This is a genomic window from Marinibacterium profundimaris (assembly GCF_002210095.1).
GTDB classification, from domain to species: Bacteria; Pseudomonadota; Alphaproteobacteria; order Rhodobacterales; family Rhodobacteraceae; genus Marinibacterium; species Marinibacterium profundimaris.
In genome coordinates this window covers 25,796-44,109 of record NZ_AQQR01000014.1, presented here as the reverse complement: position 1 = coordinate 44,109, position 18,314 = coordinate 25,796, and the positions used below count along the sequence as shown (strand labels likewise).

The following is an 18,314-nucleotide window of genomic DNA, read 5'->3' as shown; positions in this document are numbered from 1 at the left end:
GACACATGATGACCGGGTCATCCCGGGTCGTGGCCGTGCTTGGCCCGACCAATACAGGCAAGACGACCTATGCCATCGAGCGCATGCTCGGGCACCGCACGGGCGTTATCGGACTTCCTCTCAGATTGCTGGCCCGCGAGGTCTATGACCGCATCGTGGAGCTGCGCGGCCCCTCGGTCGTGGCACTGGTCACCGGCGAGGAACGCATCGTGCCGCCGCGCACCCAGTACTGGGTCTGCACCGTCGAGGCGATGCCCGAGGGCATGGGCGTCGATTTCCTCGCCGTGGACGAGATTCAGCTTTGCGCCGATCCCGAGCGCGGCCATGTCTTCACCGACCGGCTGCTGCGCGCGCGCGGGCTGAACGAGACGATCTTTCTGGGCTCGGACACGATGCGCGGCCCGATCCGCGAGCTGGTGCCCGAGGCGACCTTTCTCTACCGCGACCGCATGAGCGAGCTGCTCTATACAGGCGCCAAGAAGATCTCGCGCATGCCGCCGCGTTCGGCCATCGTCGGGTTTTCGGTCGACAACGTCTATGCCATCGCCGAGCTGATCCGCCGCCAGAAGGGCGGGGCCGCCGTGGTCATGGGCGCGCTGAGCCCCCGGACCCGCAACGCGCAGGTGGCGCTGTATCAGAATGGCGAGGTCGATTACCTCGTGGCCACCGATGCGATCGGCATGGGGCTGAACCTTGATATCGACCACGTGGCGTTTTCGTCCGTGACGAAGTTCGACGGGCGGCGCATGCGTCCGCTGGCCCCGAACGAGCTGGCGCAGATCGCCGGCCGCGCGGGGCGCGGCATGCGCAACGGCACCTTCGGCGTCACCGGCGAGGCGCGGCCTCTGGACGAGGGCGTGGCGCAGGCGATCATGGATCACCGCTTTACGCCGCTGAAGAAGCTGAACTGGCGCAACGCGGCGCTGAACTTCGGCACGGTCGAGCGGCTGATCGCCTCGCTGGAGGAATCACCCGAGGGCGAGACGCTGCTCCGGGCCCGCGAATCGGATGACCTGCAGGCGCTGAAAATGCTCTCGCGCGTGGCCGAAGTGGCGGCGCGGGCCAGCGACGGCGCTTCGGTGCGGCTGTTGTGGGATGTCTGCCGCATCCCGGATTTCCGCGGGATCAGTCACGCGGAACATGCTGCGCTGCTGGAAGTTATCTTTGGACATCTGCACGAACGGGGCGCTGTACCCCATGATTTCATGGCCCGTCAGATCCGGCGCATCGATCGTACCGATGGCGATATCGACACATTGTCGAAGCGGCTGGCCTATATCCGCACCTGGACCTACGTGGCCCAGCGGAACGGATGGGTCGAGGATGAAAGTCATTGGCGCGAGGAATCGCGCGCGGTAGAAGACAGGGTGTCCGACGCCCTGCACGAGCGCCTGACCCAGAGATTTGTGGACCGGCGCACATCAGTGTTGTTGCGGCGGCTCAAACAGAAGGAGGCCCTTTTGGCCGAAGTGAACGACAAGGGGGAAGTGACGGTCGAGGGCGAATTCGTCGGCCGTCTCGAGGGGTTCCGGTTTGCGCCGGACAAGGCAGCCCAGGGGCCGGAGGCGAAGACGCTGAAGGCGGCCTCGCTGCAGGCGCTGGCGCCGCATTTCCACCTGCGGGCGGACCGGTTCTACAATGCGCCGGATACCGAGATCGACTTTACCGAACAGGGCGGGTTGATGTGGGGGGATTCTGCGGTCGGCAAGCTGACCGCCGGGGCCGAGCCGCTGAAGCCGCAGGTCGAGGTCTTCGTCGATGACGCGGCCGGGCCGGACGTTGCGGCAAAGGTGCAGCGCCGGTTGCAGCATTTCATCGACCGCAAGGTCGCCGCGCTGTTCGAGCCGCTGGTGAACATGCAGAAGGACGAGGCGCTGACCGGGCTGGCCCGGGGCTTTGCCTTCCGCATGGTCGAGAACCTGGGCATCATCCCCCGCGCCGCCGTCGCGCAGGAGGTCAAGGAGCTGGACCAGGACGCGCGCTCGCTGCTGCGCAAGCACGGGATCCGCTTTGGCCAGTTCACGATCTTCATGCCGCTGTTGCTGAAGCCCGCGCCGACACGGCTGCGGCTGGTGCTCTGGGGGCTGTCCTCGGGGCTGAGCGAATTCCCCGAGGCGCCGCCGCCGGGTCTGGTGACGGTCCCCGCGATGAAGGACGCGCCCGAGGGCTATCACGCCATGTCCGGCTACCGCGAGGCGGGCGAGCGGGCGATCCGCATCGACATGCTGGAACGTCTGGCCGACATGCTGCGGTCCGAGGACAGCCGCGGCGGGTTCGAGGCCAAGGCCGACATGCTGTCGATCACCGGCATGACGCTGGAACAATTCGCCGGGCTGATGGAAGGCCTGGGCTACCGGGCCGAGAAGGGCGAACGCGCCAAGGCGCGCCCGGTGCCCGCCACGCCCGAGGCAGAGGCCGAGGCCGCCGCCGAGGGGCTGGAACCCGGGGCGCAGCCGGCCCCCGAAGTTCCCGCCGAGGACGCGCCGGCGGCCGAGGCCGCCCCGGTGGAGCCCGGCGTCGCCGTGGAAGAGCCCCGTCCGGTGGACGAGGCGCCGGTGCCCGACATGCCCGTGACCGAGCCGGTGGCCCCCGAGGTGCCGGAGCCTGCGGCGGAGACGGCCGAACCCGATGGGGCGCCCGTCCTGGCCGAGGAGGCCGCGGATGCGGCCGCCGACCAGGCCGCGCTGACCGAACCGGCGGAGCCGGAAATGGAGGTGTTCTACACCTTCACCTGGAACCGCCAGCGTCCCGCCCATCAGGGACACCGCGGCAAGGGCCGCGAGGCCCGTGGTGGCGGCGGTGGCGAAGGCCGTCCGCAGGGCCGCAAGGGCGGCGGCAAGCCGCGCCGCGAGGGCGGTGGCGCCGGCAGTGGCGGCAAGCCCCGTGGCAAGGGCGGCCCGCGCGACCAGCAGAAGGGCGCCAAGACCTATTCCTCGCGTCCTCCCCGCCAGGAGAAGAAGATCGATCCCGACAACCCCTTCGCGGCGGCCCTCATGGGCCTGCGCGACGACAAGTCGGACAGCTGATCCGGGGCAGGGAGGCGCATGAGCGACCCTGCACCCAAGCTGCGCGTCGACAAGTGGCTGTGGCAGGCGCGGTTCTTCAAGACCCGCAGCCTGGCCGCGAAACAGGTCACCGAGGGCCATGTGCGTGTGAACGGCACGCGCGTGGCCAAGACCTCTCACGCCGTCGCGCCCGGGGACGTGCTGACCTTCCCGCAGGGCCGGCAGATCCGGGTCGTGCGCATCGTGGCGCTGGGCACCCGCCGTGGCCCCGCGACCGAGGCCCAGGCCCTCTACGAGGATCTCACCCCCGAACCGGAGCCCGCACCCGAACGTGTCGGCGCCCGGCCCACCAAACGAAATCGTCGTGCAATCGACGCTCTGAAGGACGCAGGTTCCGAAGATTAGGCCATCGCAGGTCGATCGTCCTTCCCGTTGTCTTTCTGGGCCGCATCGCCTTGAACCCCTGTTGAAACCGTTCTAGCTACGGATCGTCAGCCGATACGGAAGCCGAAGCCAAATGACATACATCGTCAACGACAATTGCATTGCCTGCAAATACACCGACTGCGTCGAGGTGTGCCCCGTGGACTGCTTCTACGAGGGCGAGAACATGCTGGTGATCCATCCTGACGAATGCATCGACTGCGGCGTCTGCGAACCGGAATGCCCCGCCGACGCGATCCGCCCGGACACCGAGCCGGACATGGAGAAGTGGGTGGAGTTCAACCGCAAGTATTCCGAGCTTTGGCCGGTGATCATCACCAAGAAGGATCCGCTGCCCGAGGCCGAGGAACGCGACGGTGAAACCGGCAAGCTGGAGAAGTACTTTTCCGAAGCCCCGGGCGAGGGCGGCTGACCGTCTGATTCGCCAGGGGCCCCCCGCCGGCCCGGGGACGTGACCCTGAAAGGCGGCCTCATATTGCGGATTCAGCATGGAATTCGCACTGCGATGTCGGTGGTTTGATCAAATCCACCCTGCCTCCGCTTTCCCGGGGGCTTATTTTGTGGTACAAGAACTGCTCAACGAAGCCTACGGCCGGAGCTGTCCTCATCTTGCTGCCACTCATGGACGGCTGAATATCCATCTTCTGAACCGCTGGACGGGACGTGATCGATGCCCGGCCTGCGGATATTTGTCGCCTGCTCCGGCCGTCAAGCAAGGAAGACTTGAATGAGTAAATCGAAGAAGCTTGAATTCCGCCCCAACGATTACGTGGTATACCCGGCCCATGGCGTGGGCCAGATCATGTCGATCGAGGAGCAGGAAGTCGCCGGCCTCAAGCTGGAGCTTTTCGTGATTTCCTTCGAGAAGGACAAGATGACCCTGCGGGTGCCCACCGCCAAGGCAACCGAAATCGGGATGCGCTCGCTCAGCTCGCCCGACGTGATCTCCAAGGCCATGACCACGCTCAAGGGCAAGGCCAAGGTGAAGCGGGCCATGTGGTCTCGCCGGGCTCAGGAATACGAACAGAAAATCAACTCGGGCGACCTGATCTCGATCGCCGAGGTGGTTCGCGACCTGCACCGCACCGACGACCAGCGCGAGCAGAGCTACTCCGAGCGTCAGCTCTACGAAGCCGCGCTTGAGCGTCTGACCCGCGAAGTCGCCGCCGTCTCCGGCAGTGACGAAGTCGCCGCCGCCAAGAAGGTGGACGATGTGCTGATGTCGCGCGCCGCTGCGGCCTGAGACCTGTCCGGTCCGGTTCGCCGGGCCAGGAAATTCCGAAAAAAGGGCCGCGCCGCAAGGCGCGGCCCTTTTCCTTTTGAGGGGCGCCTGGCCGTCAGGAGAGCTGCGCGATGCAGACCAGCAGCATGGCGATCTCGGCCAGCTGCTGCGTGGCCCCGAGGATATCGCCGGTCTGGCCGCCGATCCGCGCCCGTGCCAGCGCCCCGGCCAGCACCGCCATCACGCCACCGGCGACCAGCACGGGCAGCGCCACCGCCCCGCCAAGCGCCAGCCCAAGTCCCAGCGCCAGGGCCGCGCCCAGCAGCACCGCGCCGCCGCCCGGCCGCCCGACGCCCTTCGACAACCCGTCGGCCCGCGCATGGGGCAGCGCCCGCATCAGCGCCGGCATCATCGCGCGCGATCCGACCGCCGCCAGGATCACCGGCCAGGCCCCATGCGGCAGCAGCACCGCCACCGCCTGCCAGCGCAGCCCCAGCGACAGGATCAGCGCCAGCACCCCGTAGCTGCCGATCCGGCTGTCGCGCATGATCTCCAGCCGCCGCTCGGGCGTGAACCCGCCCCACAGCCCGTCGGCCGCGTCGGCCAGCCCGTCTTCGTGCATCGCGCCGGTCACGATCACCTGCACCGCCAGCACCAGCCCCGCGGCCACTCCCGCCGGCAGCCCCGCCGCCAGCGCCAGCAGCCCCGCGCCGCCCGCCAGCGCCCCGGTGCACAGCCCCACCAGCGGAAACGCCCAGACCGCCCGCGCCTGCGCCGCAAAGGCCGCGTCGGGCAGACGGGGCAGGGGCAGGCGGGTCAGCAGCGCGAAGGCGACACCAAGGTCGAGCAGGGGGGCGAAGGGGCGCATGGGCGTCGCAGGGCCTCTCGGGGGTTGTGGCGCGGGCTTGGCGCGTTAAACACCTCCCACCCGGCCAATGCAACGAGGTCCAAGATGACGGCTCCCTTCACGACGCTCGACGAATTCCGCGCGCTGCTTGCCGCGGCGCCCGGCCCCGACACGGCGGCCCGCACCGCCGCCGAAGAGCGCAACGGCCAGCTGACGAAGCCGCCGGGGGCGCTTGGCCGGCTCGAGGATCTGTCGATCTGGTACGCCGGCTGGCGCGCAGACCCGCGGCCTCGGATCACCGCGCCGCAGGTCATCGTCTTTGCCGGCAATCACGGCGTGGCGGCGCGCGGCGTTTCGGCCTTTCCGGCAGAGGTGACGGCCCAGATGGTCGCAAATTTCGACGCTGGCGGCGCGGCCATCAACCAGCTTGCCCGCGAGGCCGGCGCGCGCATGGACGTGCACGCGCTGGATCTGGACCGGCCGACGGCGGATTTCACCGCAGGCCCCGCGATGTCCGAGGCCGACTGCGTCGCGGCGCTGGCCACCGGATGGGTGGCCGTGGACCCGGCCTCGGACCTGCTTGTCGTCGGCGAGATGGGCATCGGCAATACCACCTCGGCCGCGGCGATCGCCATGGCGCTTTACGGCGGCGCGGCGGGAGACTGGACCGGGCGCGGCACCGGCGTGGACGACACGGCCCTGTCGGTCAAGACGGCGGTCGTGGCCGAGGGCGTGGCGCGGCATGGCCCGGTGACGGACGGGATCGAGGTGCTGGCCTCGCTCGGCGGGCGCGAGGTGGCGGCCATGGCCGGCGCCATCGCCGCGGCGCGGGCGCATCGCATCCCGGTGCTGCTGGACGGGTTCATCTGCTGTGCCGCCGCGGCCACCCTGGCGGAAACCCAGGCAGGCGCGCTGGATCACACCGTCGCCGGTCACCAGAGCGCCGAGGCCGCGCATCGCGCCCTGCTCGACCGGCTGGGCAAGCCCGCGCTGCTGTCGCTGGGCCTGCGGCTGGGCGAAGGCTCGGGCGCGGCACTGGCGATCACCGTGCTCAAGGGCGCGCTGGCCTGCCATTCGGGCATGGCAAGCTTCGCCGAGGCCGGTGTCTCGGACGCCTGAGGCGCCTTGCCCTCGCGGCGGCGCACGGTCTATGGTTCGCGCCACGGGCACAGGCACCAGCGGGGTTTCGACATGCGTATCCGGTCCATCCTCGCGGCGCTGGCGCTGGCCGCAACCACGCCGCCGGCGATCGCCGAAAGCCCGCTGCTGAACCTGCCGAACTTCCCCGATTTCGCCATGCTGGGTGTCGGGACCGGGCCGCAATACTTCGGCTCGGACGACCGGGTGGCCGCCGTGGTCCCGGCGGCGCAGATGAATTTCGGCCGCCGCTACATCAGCCTTCAGGCCAATTACCTCTCGATCAACCTCGTGGACGATCCCCGCTGGCAGGCCGGCCCGGCCGGGATCCTGCGGTTCGGCCGCCGCAACGTGGACGACCCCCAGGTGGCCGCACTGCCCGAGATCGACATGTCTGTCGGCCTGGGCGGCTTCCTTGGCTACCAGATCGGCGGCCCGGATCCGCGCGACCGGCTGCGCTTTGGTGCGGGCGTGCTGCAGGACGTGACCGGATCCCATGGCGGGCTTGTGGCCGATTTCGGCGTGCGCCGCTGGCTGCCGGTCGGCAAATACGGCGCGCTGGGGCTTAGCCTGGCCGGCTCCTGGGCCTCGGACGACTACATGGACACCTATTTCTCGGTGGACGACGCCGGCTCGGCCGCCAGCGGCCTGCCGGTCTTTGCGGCCACCTCCGGATGGCGCGACCTGCGCGCCATGGCGGTGTTCGTGCAGCCGGTCAGCAAGAAATGGGCCGTCGGCGCAGGGGTGCTCTATTCCTACATGCTGGACGAGGCGGGCACGAGCCCCGTCACCCTCGACCGCGATCAGCTGTACGTCGGCATCGGCGTCGCCCGCGCCTGGTAGTAGAGCATGCCCCTCGGCCCCCGGCACAGGGCCCCCTGCTTCTTCTTGGAGACAAATACTCCGACACGGCGCCTGCCGCGGGGACGCCCTCCGGGCAGGTGCACCGTCCCCCTGTCTTCACCTTTGTCCAAATACCTCGATCCGACACCTGCCACGCGCGAACCACCCGCAGCAGGGCACGGCCCCCCGGTCGGCCCGCCTACGCGCTTTTCTTGTCGGTCTCGCTTGCCCGGGTCATCAGAGCCGTCTCCAGGTCCTTCTGCAGCTCCCGGGCGCGGGCGATGTAGGCCGCGTTCTGCGTTGTCGGCACCGCGGGATCCCACAGCTCGGCCAGCTCGCGCACGGTCTGGCGGTCATGGGCGTAGAAGGTCTGCTCGGCCGCCGCGGCCTCGAACTCGGTCAACCCGGCGTTCTCCAGCACGTAGCGCCCGGCCCGCAGGCTGCTGTCGAACATCTCGCGCACGATGTCGTTGGCGCCGGCGCGATAGAGTTCATAGACTTGGTTGCGATCATAGGCGCGGGCGATGATGTGCAGATCGGGCCGTTCCTTGCGGGCATAGGCCACCAGCTGCGTCACCTTCTTGGCGTCGTCCATCGCCGCCACCAGGATCTTCGCCTTGTCCAGCCCGGCCGCCTTCAGCAGTTCGGGCCGCGTCGGATCGCCGAGGAAGCCCTTGAAGCCGAAGCGGCGCATCAGCTGGATCGTCTCCATGTCGTGGTCCAGCACCACGGTCTGGATCCCGCTGGCCTGTACCAGCCGGTTCACGATCTGCCCGAAGCGCCCGATGCCGGCGATGATCACCGGCCCCTCGATGTCGATCGGGTCGGGCTCCACCGGGGTCTTGGTGTCGGCCATCCGCCGCGAGAGCTGATCGTACAGGATGAACAGCGCCGGCGTGATCAGCATGGACAGCGCCACCACCAGCAGCAGCGTCTCGGCCACGGCGGCGGTGACGACCTGCTGCTGCAGGGAGAACGACAGCAGCACAAAGCCGAATTCGCCGGCCTGCGCCAGTGACAGGGTAAAGAGCCACAGGTGCCGGCCGCGCAGCCCGAAGGCGCGGCCCAGGACATAGAGGATCGCCCCCTTGGCCACGATCAGCAGCAGCGTCATGCCGAGGATCCGCAGCGGATCGCCGAAGAGCACGCCAAACTGGATTCCCGCGCCCACGGTGATGAAGAACAGCCCCAGCAACAGCCCCTTGAAGGGCTCGAGGTCGCTTTCCATCTCGTGCTTGAATTCGCTGTTGGCCAGCACCACGCCCGCCAGAAAGGTGCCGAGCGCGGGCGAAAGGCCGACCAGCGTCATCAGGAAGGCGATGCCGACCACGATCAGCAGCGCCAGCGCGGTGTGCATCTCGCGCAGGCGCGAGACGTAGATGTAGTGGAACAGCGGCCGCACCAGGTAGATCCCGGCCAGGATCACCGCCACCACGGCGCCCAGCGTCACCAGCGTCACGCCCCAGCCCGGCAGCCCCTCGACCAGCGACAGGTCGGGCCCGTGATGCGCGGCCTCGTGGCCGGTGACCTCGACATTGCCGGTCTCGGACACCCGCGCGCGCTGCGCCGGGCCCTGGTGCACCGCTGGCGCGGCCAGCAGCGGCATGAAGGCCAGGATCGGGATCACCGCGACATCCTGCGTCAGCAGCACGGAAAAGACGCTGCGCCCGCCCTGGGTCTGGGTCAGCCCCTTTTCCGACAGGGTCTGCAGCACGATCGCGGTCGAGGACAGGGCCAGCGTCAGCCCGATGGCCAGCGCGGGCGCCCAGCCCTGGCCGAAGGCGATGGCCACGCCCATCAGCGCCAGCGCCGTCAGGACCACCTGCGGACCGCCCAGCCCCATCAGCTTGCTCCGCATGTTCCACAGCGTGCGCGGGTCAAGTTCGAGCCCGATCAGGAACAGCATCATGACGACGCCGAATTCGGCCACATGCTGGATATCCTGGGTCTCGGACCCCACCAGCCCCAGCACCGGGCCCACGATGATCCCGGCCGCCAGGTAGCCCAGAACCGACCCCAGTCCCAGCCGCGCGGCTATGGGCACGGCCAGCACGGCCGTCGCCAGGTAGACCGTGGCCTGGTAGAGGAAGGTATCCATGAGCTTTGGTCCTTTCGTGGCGTCTCAGGTGGGCAGCGGCGCGTCGCGTTTGAGCTGATCCATGACGATCTGGCTTTGCACACGGGCCACGGCCGGATGGGTCAGCAGCACTTCGTGCAGCAGGGTGTTCAGCGCGCCCAGGTCGGGACAGAAGACGCGCAGCAGGTAATCGGCCTCTCCGGTCATCGTCCAGGCACTGGTGATCTCGGGGCGGGTGCCGATCAGCCGCGCGAAGCTTTGCGACTGTTCCGGCCCGTGGCGCGCCAGCTGCACCTGCACGAAGCCCTGCACCGCAAGGCCCAGCCGCGCCGGGTCCAGCCGGGCGGAATAGCCCTGGATATAGCCTTCGGCCTCCAGCCTCTGGCGGCGGCGGCCGGCCTGGCTGGGCGAGAGGTTCAGCAGCTCGCCCAGCTGCTGCGCGGTCAGGTGCGCATCCTTCTGCAGGGCGGCAAGAAGCCGTGTGTCGGTCGGATCGAGCATGTGCGCGAAAACCGTATGTCTGATGGGTTCCATGCGCAGTTTAAGCGCCGTTCCCTGAAACAGCCATGAAGAATGCGCACATTCGCCACGAAAGTCGGCCTATTCTTATCTCAAATGACATCAAATTGCGCGCCCGCCCGCCGAAGGTGCGCGCCGCCTCAGGAGGAGACCTCATGGGACCTTTCCCGCATGACGCCCCGAAATCGAAGATCACCGCCGAGAACCCCGCCGGCACCGACGGGTTCGAATTCGTCGAATTCGCCCATCCCGATCCGCAGGAGCTGCGCGATCTCTTCACCCGCATGGGCTATGCGCTCGTCGGCCGCCACAGGGAGAAGGCCGTCGAGCTCTGGCAGCAGGGCGACATCACCTACATCCTGAACGCCGAGCCGGGCAGCTTTGCCGCCCGCTTCGTCGAGGAACACGGACCTTGCGCGCCCTCGATGGGCTGGCGCGTGGTGGATGCGCAGGCCGCCTTCGATCATGCCGTGTCCAAGGGGGCCGAGCCCTACGAGGGCGCCGACAAGACGATGGACGTGCCCGCGATCAAGGGGATCGGCGGCTCGCTGATCTATTTCATCGACCAGTATTACGAGACCTCGCCCTACAACACCGAGTTCGAATGGCTGGCCCAGTCGAAGCCGCGTGGCGTGGGCTTCTACTACCTCGATCACCTCACGCACAATGTCTTCAAGGGCAACATGGACAAGTGGTTCCGTTTCTACGGGGATCTGTTCAACTTCCGCGAAATCCGCTTTTTCGACATCGAGGGCAAGTTCACCGGCCTGTTCAGCCGCGCGCTGACCTCGCCCTGTGGCCGCATCCGCATCCCGATCAACGAGGACCGCGGCGAGACCGGTCAGATCGTGGCCTACCTGAAGAAGTACAAGGGCGAGGGGATCCAGCATATCGCGGTGGGCTCGGACAACATCTACGACAGCGTGGATGCGATTTCCGAAAAGGGCATCGCCTTCATGCCGGGGCCGAACGACGCCTATTACGAGGCCTCGCGCGAGCGGGTGCACAACCATGACGAGCCGCTGGAGCGGATGAAGAAACACGGCATCCTGATCGACGGCGAAGGGGTCGTGGACGGGGGCGAGACGAAGATCCTGCTGCAGATCTTCTCGAAAACCGTGATCGGGCCGATCTTCTTCGAGTTCATCCAGCGCAAGGGCGATGACGGGTTCGGCGAGGGCAACTTCAAGGCGCTTTTCGAGTCGATCGAGCAGGAGCAGATCGACAGCGGAGAACTCGCCGCCGAGTGACGCCAGCCTGAGGGCTTCAGGGCACGCTTGACGCTGCCCGCGCGACCGATGCAGACGCCCGGCGGATCCCTTCGCCGGGCGCTTTCGCGTCAGATGTCCATGGGTCTGGAGGTGCTGATGCCGGGCACAGGACCTTCCGGCACCTAGGGGCCTCCGGGGGTGCTGTTCTTGACAGAGGCGCCGCCGGTGCTGGCCTGGGCGGGTGGTACCCTAGACGGGATCCGCAACGCCTGGGGGATCCATCCTGCGGGTCCGGGTCAGACGCGCGCATATCTGCTGCTCGCCGCTTCGGCGCCGGCTTTTCCCGGGAGGATCGGCTTCGAGGCGAGGGGTCAGCCGCGCGGCATCTTGAGGATCACGCTGCGGCCGCCCTTCTGATAGCGCAACTCGCTGTCGCCAATGGCCACGACCTGGCCGCCGTCGATCCGGTCGCCCACCTGCACCTTGCGGTAGCGTCCCGACGACAGCCGCACCAGTGCGCGGCGGTTCGACGGCGTGCCGTAGACTCCGATCAGGTTCACCTGCCGCAGGTTGATCGCGTTCTTGATCGTGGCCTGCTTGGCCACCGTGGCCGGCGTCGGGCCGGTCGGGCGCGCGGTCTGGTTGCGCGGCACGGCCGGGGCATTGCGGTTCGTCGACGAGGGCGTGGCGAATGTCGTTGCGGTCGAGGCGCCGGCCGCCGGCCCGGCCGAGGCATTGGCCTGGCGCTGCGCGGGCGCACGGGCAGCGGCCACCGTTCGGGCGAAATTGCCCGGCCGTGCCTGGGGCTTCTTGGCCGCCAGGTGCATCTCGTTGGGGCCCAGCGGGATGTAATCCGGCTCTTCCTCGGCGACTTCGGGAGCCTCGGGCGTTTCTTCCGCGGCGGGCTCTTCCTCGGCGGCGGGCAGCTCGGGCTCGTAGGGGCGTTCGCGGGGGCGCAGGCCGCCCAGCTCTTCCAGCGTCAGGCCGCCCAGCCGCGCGCGTTCGGCATTGTCGACCAGGTCCTCGGGCCGGTTGCGCGGACGCTTGGCGGGCAGCACCGGTTCCAGCGGTTCCTCGGCCTCGACGCTTTCGATGCGCGGCGGGGTCGGCGGCGGCACGACGGCGGGCTGGCCCAGGTAGACCAGGATGCCGTCCGGCGTGACCGTGCCCTCGGGCGAGGGGTCCACCAGGCTGAGCGCGTCCAGCTCGAAGGCGATGCCCGGCCCGGCGGGCGAGGCCACGCCGTTGGGGGACTCGTCGGTCGCGTAGCTTTTCGCCGCGGGCAGGGCGAGCGCATCCTGGGTCAGTGTCGCGCCGTCGATCGAGGCGACAAAGACGTCGTCCAGCGGGATCACCCCCGGCGTTTCGGGCCGGGCGGGCGCATTGCTCCAGATGCCGGTGGCGGCATAGGCGGCGGGGCTTGTGCCCCCGGTTTCGTCCGTGGCGCCGCTGGCTGAGCCCGCGCCGTCAGGCCCGGCGAGCGGTGCGTCGGCCAGGGCTTCGGGGTCGGTTTCGGCATCTTGGGTGGCCCCGGCGGTGGCCATGTCGATCGCTTCGGCGTTCGCGGCGGCCTCTTCTGCGGCGCCCAGGGCGTCAAGCACGGCCGCATCCGTCTCGGTCAGCGTATCGGCAAGGTCAAGCGGGTCGGTGTCGCGGTTGGCGGCGACGGTGGCATCGGGCTGAGAGCCGAGGGTGGGATCGTCTTCGTCGCCGACCCCCGGCGCAGCCATGTCAGGCGCGTCGGTGGAGATACCCCCGGGCCCCGTATCGGTCGCGCTGTCGTCTGTCCGGGAGGGGCGAGCGGAGGTGATGACCTGCGCGTCCATCTCGAGGATGCGAGGGTCGATCGCCGCCGTCGCGGGGGGCTCGCCCTCGGCCCCTTCGGCCGGGGCGGGGGCGTAAGCGGCCTGTTCGACCTGCGCGTCATCCTCTGCGCCGCGATTGAAGAACTCGCTCACCGGCGTGTCGTTGAAGATCGCGGCAAAGGCGGCGACGCCGACCAGCACCACGAGCAGGATCGCCGTCAGGATCAGGCCAAGGAACCGGGGTTTGCCGCGGGGCTGGCTTTTCTGGCGGGCGCCGAAAACGGTCATCCGCTCGGCATCGCTTTGCGGCATCGGCGGGATCGGGTCCCGCGCCGGTTGCCCGGGCGTCGCGGTCTGCGCCGGGGCGGGCTGTGCGCGCCGGCGGCTCATGAAGCCCGCGCGCGGCTCGGCCTCGGGCGGGGGGGTGGCGCGGGCGGCGCCAAGCGAGGCAGCACCGGCGGAGGGCGGCGTGCTGGGCGCGCGGACCGGCGCGGCCGGGGCGCTGCGGGCCGTGGAGAATGGCTGCGCCGGAGCCTGCGCCTGCGGCGCGGCCACGGTGGGCGCGGGGCGCGAGGGTGGCGGCGGCGTGCGCAGGTGTTCGGGCAGCGCGGCGATCTCGGCAGAGGCAGGGCGCGGCGCGAGCGTGATATCGTCCGGCAGCTCCGGGCCCCGGCTGCGGCGCGAGGCGAAGCCGGCGGCGGTGTCGTCCTGTTCCTCGGTCGATGTCGGGGGGGCGGAGGCCGTGGCGTTCCGTGCGGCACTGGGCGCCGACGGGGTGTTGGGCGGCGGGGTCGGCGGCTGGGCAGGCAGTGGGGCCTGTTGCGGCGGCGGTTTCGCGGCCGTCGGGGCCTTGTCCATGCCGCCGTCCGGGCCGGATGATCCGGTTGCGGAGGTGGCCGCCGGCTCGGCCCGGGGGCGCGAGGTGGCGGGGGACGGGGCGGGCTTGGCCGTATCGGGAGCGTCGTCCTTCGCGGCCGGAGGCTCGGGCGTCCGGATGTCGGTCTTCGCAGCCTCGCGCGGCGCGTCAGGGGCGGCGGCGGGGAGATCGGGCGCGGCCACGTCCTCGACCGGGGCGGCATCGTCGGCGGCCACCGGGCCTTCGGGCGCGGCGCTCATCTCTGCCAGGACGATCGGATCGGTGTCGGGCTCCACCGTCTCGCCGGGGGCGAGTAGGGTGCCGGCCTGCCGCGTCTCGCCAAAGAACGGCTCTCCGGGGAAGGCGGCGGGGTCGGGCATGGCGACGAAGGAGACGGGGTTGAAGCCGTGATCCACCGCGAAGCTTTCGGCCTCGTCCAGGGTTTCGCGGGCGACGGCGGCGACATGGGTCTTCGGTCCCTCGGCCGCGATGTCGAAGGCAAGCTCTTCCACCGCGTAGGGGGTGGCGCCGTCCAGCGCGCGGATCGCGGCCTCGCGCCGTGCGTCGGCATCGAGCGGTCCGGTGTCGATGGTCAGATAGCGGATCTGGTCATCCGGCAGCACCAGTTTCGTGCGCAGGGCGCTGCGCGACAGCGCCGCGGCATCGCGGCGCAGCCCGTCCATGGCGGCGGCCATGTCGGGGGTGTCCACGGCCACCTCGCCCACACGACGCCAGCCTGATGCGCTGCGGTGCAGCAGCGTGAGTCCCTCGAACGACAGAGAGAGCGCAAATCCCGGTTTCATACTGCTATGACTTCTGCATCCTGACCGGCGGTTCTGGCGCCGGTTCATGTCAAACCTCGGTGACTCTTTTTAATGGTTTCCGGCCGCGAGGAAAAGGAAAACGCGCAGACGCTTCCTGTCGGCGCGTCCTTGCCGGACCCGCTGTCGGAACCCATGTTCAGGGTCCAATGCTACGGAGGAATGGTATGCATAGCATTAAGACCGGACTTGCCGCGCTGGGTGCCGCGCTGGTGCTCGGGCTCGGGGCCGGAATGGCCCAGGCAAGCGAGGACATGCGCGTGATCCGTGTGACAGGAGAGGGCCGCGTGGCGGCCGCGCCGGACACGGCGACAATCACCATGGGCGTGACCGAACAGGCCGACGCGGCGCATGCGGCGATGAGCCAGGTTTCGGTTTCGGTGGCCGCGATACTGGAGCGACTGGAAGAGATCGGGATCGCTCCGGAGGATGTCCAGACGCAGCGGCTGACGGTGAACCCGGTCTGGTCGAACCGGAATTACAGCGAGGGCGAGGCGGAGATCACCGGCTTCGTGGCCAACAACGCGATCAGCGTGCGGATCCGCGACCTGCCCAGCCTGGGCGACGTTCTGGACCGCATTCTCGAGGAAGGCGGCAACGATTTCAGCGGGCTTCAGTTCTCGGTCCAGGACCCCGAGCCGCTGGTGAACGAGGCCCGGCGCGCGGCGGTGGCCGACGCCAGGGCGAAGGCCGAGCTTTATGCCGAGGCCGCCGGCGTGAGCCTGGGCGCGGTCCAGCGCATCGAGGAGATGGGCGGCAGTCCGCGACCGATGATGATGGAAATGGCCGCCGCCTCGCGGGGGTCTTCGGTGCCCATCGCCGAGGGTGAGGTCACCGTGGAGGCCAGCGTGAACATGGTCTTTCTGATCGCGGAATAAGTCCCGGAGAGACCGGGTGTCCCACGCGTGGGACACAAGGCGGGGTCAGGGATTCCAAGGGGTTGCAGGCGCGGATTTACACTCTGTTTACCCTTGGGCCCCGCGGTTGCGGGCCTCGACGCGACAGCGGGCCGGACCGGGCGCTGGCGAAAACGTGACCGGGGCATCGGGCCCGACAGCCCGATGCCCCGCGCAGACCGCGCCGGGCGCGGGTGGAGAATCATCGGATCCAATCACAGGGTCCCCGGACCGGGATCTTCCTGACCCGGAAGGGGCGCCCCGGACTGCGCGGAAGCAGCCCGGAGCGTGACCGCTCAGTTGGTGACCGGCTCGATCTCGCTGGGTTGCCAGGACTTGTCAAAAAAGGACGCCAGCGGGCTGTAGAGCCGCAGGATCACGACCCAGCCCTTCTCGGGGTCGGTCTGGATCCAGTTGCCGCGGCCGACGCCCTCGGGCTGGTCGGGGCCGAACCATATGGTGGTCGATCCGTCTTCGGCCGCCTCGGCCTCGGGCGAGGGATAGCCCTGCGATCCGGCGCGCGGATAGTTCTGCGGGGTCTGCAGCATCGACCGCGTCTGGTTGTCGTAAAGCGTGAAGGACCAGAACGCCCCGGCCGGGATGTCCTTGGGCAGGACCACCTTGTAGGTTTTTGACCCGTCGTAGAAATCCCCGTTCGCATCAAGGCTGGAGAACAGGTATTGCGAGCCCACGCCGGTCAGCCGCATGGCCATCGCCGGGGTGATCCCCGTGGCCATGTAGAAGAACGAGGTCCGCGCGTCGTTCTGCTTGTAGCCGCTGGGCGGATAGGGCTTGGCGCCGTCCTTGGTGATCTCGGGCAGGGGCGTTTCGAAATTGTAGCCCCCGGCAAAAAGCGGGTTCCACCAGTGCGAGCCCTCGTAATAGCTCCAGTCGGGATCGCGCGGCCACATGCCCAGCGTGCGGCCCGTCGCATTGGCGACCTTCACCGCCTCTTCCAGGATGCCCTTCATCCGCGCGTCGGGCGCGAAATCCTGCCCCTTGCGGATGCCGATGGCGGCGATCGGCCCCATCAGCTCGGGGTCGAGCACGGTGGCGGGTTCGCTTTGCACCAGCCGGTCGAGCATCTCGTAGAAGCCGTAGCCGCTGGGCGGGATGGTGTTGATCGCAAGTCCGGTGCCTTCGTGGAAGACCGGTGTGACAGGTTCGGCATCACGGCCCAGCTGCACGCCGCCCTCGAGGAAGCGGGCGATGGACATGCCGATGCCGCCGGGGGCGTAGGGATAGATTTTGAGGTTGTCCTTGATGACCTTCACCGTCGGCGCCGGATCGTCATCGGTCAGGAAGGAGCGGCCGAGGATCACGACCATGTTGGTCCGGGATTTCGACAGGTAGAAGCCGTCCTCGGGCAGGAAGCCGTCGTAGCCGGGGCCGACCAGCAGGTACTTGCCCCCCGCGCCGCGATCCGGGCCGGGGCGGCCGAAATCGCTGACCCAGCGGAACCAGGCGTCGTCGAAGGTGCCAAGCGCGTCGGGCGGCGTTTCCACCACCACGGGCCCGTCGGAGAGGTCGACGAAAGCCAGGTAATAGACCGTGTCGGCATTCGCGGTCAGGAACAGCGATTTGGCATCCATCAGCTTTGAGAAGATCAGGATCTCTCCGTCCTTCACGCCGGCGTCGCGGAAGCCTTCGAGCACGGCGCGCACGCTGACGCCCTTGTAGGTGTCGGTGAAGGCGCGGAAGGCATAGGTGAAATCGAGATGGTCATAGACCGCCGTGGCGGTGTCCGCCGAAGGCGCGCCGTCGGTGAAGGCGAGCGGGCCGAGCCGGGTCTCGACGCTGTCGGGGGTGGAAATGGCGGCCAGGGTTTCGGCGGAAACCTGGGCCTGCGCGCCGGGCGCAAAGCCAGACTGGGCCGCGACGAGCGAGAGCCCGGCGGCAATCAAACAAGAACGCATCAACATGGAAAGCCTCTTTCCGATCAAAAGATGACGTTGGGAAAGGTTAACGCGCTTAGCGGGAATTGTCTTGCTGTTAACGCACTAAATGCGTGGGGCCCGGATGCGGTATCCGGCCGGGGGGCCGTGGCGCGCGCGCCACCGGCGGCGCGCGGGGCTTGATCCCTGCGCCGGGGGTGTTATCTGGACCTCAGCGAGGACGACCTCCCCCCGTTACGGGCCATTCTGCCGGGACGACCCGGTCCAAACGACCGAGGTTGCCATGCGCTCTCCCCTTGACCGGCTTCGCCATGCCGTGAGTTTCGAACTTCTTGCCCTGCTGTTGATCGTGCCGCTGGGGTCATGGCTGTTTCACATGCCGATGCATGACATCGGGCTGGTCGCGGTGGTCAGCGCCACGATCGCAACCCTTTGGAATTTCGCCTATAACTGGCTGTTCGACCATGCGATGCAGCGCTGGACCGGCGGGACGGAGAAAACCGCCCGGATCCGCCTGCTGCACGCGGTGCTGTTCGAGCTGGGTCTGCTGATCGTGCTGCTGCCCTTCATCGCCTGGTACCTGGGGATTTCCCCCTGGCAGGCGCTGGTGATGGATGCGGGCTTTGCGGTGTTCTACGTGGTCTACGCGCTGGCCTTCAACTGGGCCTACGACCGGCTGTTCCCGCTGCCTGAATGGGGCGGTGAAGCGGCGGCGCGGTAGAGGTCTTCGCGCGGG

General features: G+C 68.7%; 14 protein-coding genes. 9 read left to right on the top strand and 5 right to left on the bottom strand.

From position 1 onward, the window contains the following. The first annotated feature begins 8 nt into the window (after positions 1 to 8). From ATO3_RS21650 to ATO3_RS21635, 4 genes are all read left to right on the top strand, one after another. Positions 9 to 3,026, top strand: a complete 3,018-nt coding sequence (locus tag ATO3_RS21650; RefSeq protein ID WP_088652046.1) for a helicase-related protein — start codon at positions 9 to 11, stop codon at positions 3,024 to 3,026. 18 nt (positions 3,027 to 3,044) lie between these two features. Further along, positions 3,045 to 3,410 (top strand): RNA-binding S4 domain-containing protein, encoded by a 366-nt coding sequence (locus ATO3_RS21645; RefSeq protein WP_088651994.1) that lies wholly within the window; start codon positions 3,045 to 3,047, stop codon positions 3,408 to 3,410. Positions 3,411 to 3,522: 112 nt separating this feature from the next. Beyond that, positions 3,523 to 3,861, top strand: a complete 339-nt coding sequence (gene fdxA, locus ATO3_RS21640; RefSeq protein WP_088651993.1) for a ferredoxin FdxA — start codon at positions 3,523 to 3,525, stop codon at positions 3,859 to 3,861. Positions 3,862 to 4,176: 315 nt separating this feature from the next. Beyond that, on the top strand, positions 4,177 to 4,692 hold the full coding sequence (locus ATO3_RS21635) for a CarD family transcriptional regulator (RefSeq protein ID WP_088651992.1): 516 nt from the start codon (positions 4,177 to 4,179) through the stop codon (positions 4,690 to 4,692). A 94-nt stretch (positions 4,693 to 4,786) separates the two neighbouring features. Here ATO3_RS21635 and cobS read toward each other — a convergent pair whose 3' ends face one another. Continuing rightward, positions 4,787 to 5,539, bottom strand: a complete 753-nt coding sequence (gene cobS / locus ATO3_RS21630; protein ID WP_088651991.1) for an adenosylcobinamide-GDP ribazoletransferase — start codon at positions 5,537 to 5,539, stop codon at positions 4,787 to 4,789. Between the two features lie 84 nt (positions 5,540 to 5,623). Here cobS and cobT point away from each other — a divergent pair, with 84 nt between their 5' ends. Continuing rightward, positions 5,624 to 6,637 carry a nicotinate-nucleotide--dimethylbenzimidazole phosphoribosyltransferase gene (cobT, locus tag ATO3_RS21625; RefSeq protein ID WP_088651990.1) on the top strand — a complete coding sequence of 338 codons (1,014 nt, stop codon included), beginning with the start codon at positions 5,624 to 5,626 and terminating at the stop codon, positions 6,635 to 6,637. A 72-nt stretch (positions 6,638 to 6,709) separates the two neighbouring features. Then, positions 6,710 to 7,498: a MipA/OmpV family protein gene (locus ATO3_RS21620; RefSeq protein ID WP_088651989.1), complete on the top strand. Its 789-nt coding sequence runs from the start codon at positions 6,710 to 6,712 to the stop codon at positions 7,496 to 7,498. 199 nt (positions 7,499 to 7,697) lie between these two features. Here ATO3_RS21620 and ATO3_RS21615 read toward each other — a convergent pair whose 3' ends face one another. Continuing rightward, positions 7,698 to 9,596: a cation:proton antiporter domain-containing protein gene (locus ATO3_RS21615; RefSeq protein ID WP_088651988.1), complete on the bottom strand. Its 1,899-nt coding sequence runs from the start codon at positions 9,594 to 9,596 to the stop codon at positions 7,698 to 7,700. Positions 9,597 to 9,620: 24 nt separating this feature from the next. Next, the gene (locus ATO3_RS21610; protein WP_088652045.1) at positions 9,621 to 10,076 is read right to left on the bottom strand and encodes an Lrp/AsnC family transcriptional regulator; all 456 of its coding nucleotides are present in this window, start codon (positions 10,074 to 10,076) and stop codon (positions 9,621 to 9,623) included. Positions 10,077 to 10,249: 173 nt separating this feature from the next. Here ATO3_RS21610 and hppD point away from each other — a divergent pair, with 173 nt between their 5' ends. Then, positions 10,250 to 11,344, top strand: a complete 1,095-nt coding sequence (gene hppD / locus ATO3_RS21605; protein WP_088651987.1) for a 4-hydroxyphenylpyruvate dioxygenase — start codon at positions 10,250 to 10,252, stop codon at positions 11,342 to 11,344. Positions 11,345 to 11,676: 332 nt separating this feature from the next. Here hppD and ATO3_RS21600 read toward each other — a convergent pair whose 3' ends face one another. Continuing rightward, entirely contained in the window at positions 11,677 to 14,769 is a 3,093-nt protein-coding gene (locus ATO3_RS21600; RefSeq protein WP_088651986.1) for a hypothetical protein, read from the bottom strand. 185 nt (positions 14,770 to 14,954) lie between these two features. On the opposite strand from ATO3_RS21600, the gene ATO3_RS21595 reads away from it, so the two are divergent. Continuing rightward, positions 14,955 to 15,665, top strand: a complete 711-nt coding sequence (locus tag ATO3_RS21595; RefSeq protein WP_088651985.1) for an SIMPL domain-containing protein — start codon at positions 14,955 to 14,957, stop codon at positions 15,663 to 15,665. Between the two features lie 314 nt (positions 15,666 to 15,979). Here ATO3_RS21595 and ATO3_RS21590 read toward each other — a convergent pair whose 3' ends face one another. After that, positions 15,980 to 17,605, bottom strand: a complete 1,626-nt coding sequence (locus ATO3_RS21590; protein ID WP_233152252.1) for a DUF1254 domain-containing protein — start codon at positions 17,603 to 17,605, stop codon at positions 15,980 to 15,982. 256 nt (positions 17,606 to 17,861) lie between these two features. Between ATO3_RS21590 and ATO3_RS21585 the strand changes: the two genes are divergently transcribed. Next, on the top strand, positions 17,862 to 18,299 hold the full coding sequence (locus ATO3_RS21585; protein ID WP_088651984.1) for a PACE efflux transporter: 438 nt from the start codon (positions 17,862 to 17,864) through the stop codon (positions 18,297 to 18,299). Positions 18,300 to 18,314: the final 15 nt, after the last annotated feature.

What these genes read in the sequence shown, in the direction of transcription:
- ATO3_RS21620 (WP_088651989.1), top strand. Translation starts at nt 6,710, where the DNA reads ATGCGTATCCGGTCCATCCTCGCGGCGCTGGCGCTGGCCGCAACCACG.
- ATO3_RS21615 (WP_088651988.1), bottom strand. Translation starts at nt 9,596, where the DNA reads ATGGATACCTTCCTCTACCAGGCCACGGTCTACCTGGCGACGGCCGTG.
- ATO3_RS21610 (WP_088652045.1), bottom strand. Translation starts at nt 10,076, where the DNA reads ATGCTCGATCCGACCGACACACGGCTTCTTGCCGCCCTGCAGAAGGAT.
- hppD (WP_088651987.1), top strand. Translation starts at nt 10,250, where the DNA reads ATGGGACCTTTCCCGCATGACGCCCCGAAATCGAAGATCACCGCCGAG.
- cobS (WP_088651991.1), bottom strand. Translation starts at nt 5,539, where the DNA reads ATGCGCCCCTTCGCCCCCCTGCTCGACCTTGGTGTCGCCTTCGCGCTG.
- ATO3_RS21595 (WP_088651985.1), top strand. Translation starts at nt 14,955, where the DNA reads ATGCATAGCATTAAGACCGGACTTGCCGCGCTGGGTGCCGCGCTGGTG.
- ATO3_RS21590 (WP_233152252.1), bottom strand. Translation starts at nt 17,605, where the DNA reads ATGTTGATGCGTTCTTGTTTGATTGCCGCCGGGCTCTCGCTCGTCGCG.
- cobT (WP_088651990.1), top strand. Translation starts at nt 5,624, where the DNA reads ATGACGGCTCCCTTCACGACGCTCGACGAATTCCGCGCGCTGCTTGCC.
- ATO3_RS21650 (WP_088652046.1), top strand. Translation starts at nt 9, where the DNA reads ATGACCGGGTCATCCCGGGTCGTGGCCGTGCTTGGCCCGACCAATACA.
- fdxA (WP_088651993.1), top strand. Translation starts at nt 3,523, where the DNA reads ATGACATACATCGTCAACGACAATTGCATTGCCTGCAAATACACCGAC.
- ATO3_RS21645 (WP_088651994.1), top strand. Translation starts at nt 3,045, where the DNA reads ATGAGCGACCCTGCACCCAAGCTGCGCGTCGACAAGTGGCTGTGGCAG.
- ATO3_RS21635 (WP_088651992.1), top strand. Translation starts at nt 4,177, where the DNA reads ATGAGTAAATCGAAGAAGCTTGAATTCCGCCCCAACGATTACGTGGTA.
- ATO3_RS21600 (WP_088651986.1), bottom strand. Translation starts at nt 14,769, where the DNA reads ATGAAACCGGGATTTGCGCTCTCTCTGTCGTTCGAGGGACTCACGCTG.
- ATO3_RS21585 (WP_088651984.1), top strand. Translation starts at nt 17,862, where the DNA reads ATGCGCTCTCCCCTTGACCGGCTTCGCCATGCCGTGAGTTTCGAACTT.